This is a genomic window from Xenorhabdus santafensis (assembly GCF_033949405.1).
Classification (GTDB): Bacteria; Pseudomonadota; Gammaproteobacteria; order Enterobacterales; family Enterobacteriaceae; genus Xenorhabdus; species Xenorhabdus santafensis.
On the sequence record NZ_VCDN01000406.1, the window covers coordinates 1 to 1,048 of the forward strand.

The 1,048-nt window shown below is 30.8% G+C and carries 1 protein-coding gene; it reads left to right on the forward strand.

Annotation, left to right across the window (positions count from 1 at the left end; all coding sequences use genetic code 11):
* Positions 1-134 precede the first annotated feature (134 nt).
* Positions 135-398 (forward strand): hypothetical protein, encoded by a 264-nt coding sequence (locus FE392_RS22910; RefSeq protein ID WP_021729290.1) that lies wholly within the window; start codon positions 135-137, stop codon positions 396-398.
* Positions 399-1,048 lie beyond the last annotated feature (650 nt).

A 1,048-nucleotide genomic window follows, 5' to 3' on the forward strand; every position in this document is an offset into this window, starting at 1 on the left:
TTGGAAAATACTTGTTTTCTGTTCCCTTTTTTTGCTATAATCAGAACGTAAAATCTTGCTACGAATAAATGTTCGTTCAGGATATTTGATTTTATATTATATTTTTTCATAAAATTTAAAAGGAGTGTAATTTTATGCCACAAGCAATTATTGAAGGACAATACTTAAGTTCAAGTATTAAAAAATCAACTTTTAATGGTGTTGAAAAATCATTTGTACAATTGGATGTTTATCAGCCTGAAAGTACTGATAGCGAAAAAACAGTTGTTGTTAAGTGTGATGATTTAGAGCTTATTAATCATTTTAAGGATACGAAAATGGGGATGCCTATTAAAGCAAAGGTTTCTATTAATGCTTATCAAAATAAAGCATATTTTAAATTGGTTAATTTAGCGTAAAATCTTTATATTAAGACAAAAAAATGAATGTGAATGAATGTGATTTTATGTTGGATAAAATCGATTTAAACGAATTGTACAAAACCATTTCGGAAATTATGCCTAACTACTTAGTACAGACTAAGAACGGTAGTTTTGCAGTTTTCCAGACACTTACCTATGGTGATATGTTAATTAGTTTCTTGTTATTGCTAATCTTGTTGGTGTTGACATTCAACTGGATATGGAGTGCTTTACGATGATCGAGTTTAATTTAGAAAACTTGTTGAATCAATATTCCTTGTTTGGATTACCATTTTTATTAATTATCGTGTTCACATTGCTGAAAGATTGGCGGTTTGATAGATAATGAATGATTTAGCGTTTCTAGATATGTTGTATTGGTTCTTCATGAATAATTCAGTTGTATTATATTCGTTAGGTTTTATAACCTTTCTTGTGTTCGTAATAATGATGTTCACCACCGTCAAAGCTTGGGGTGATGGCTATTAGTTTTAGCATGGACGTGGGAAGAATCTTGCAGTATGCCTTCAACATGTTTAGTTCAGTGTTACCAGTGATTTATTTATTCATTGGTGGGGCGTTTGCTATCTACTGTATCGGTAAAGTGTACAACACCTTTAGGAGTTGATTTCAATGCCTGAATTTGG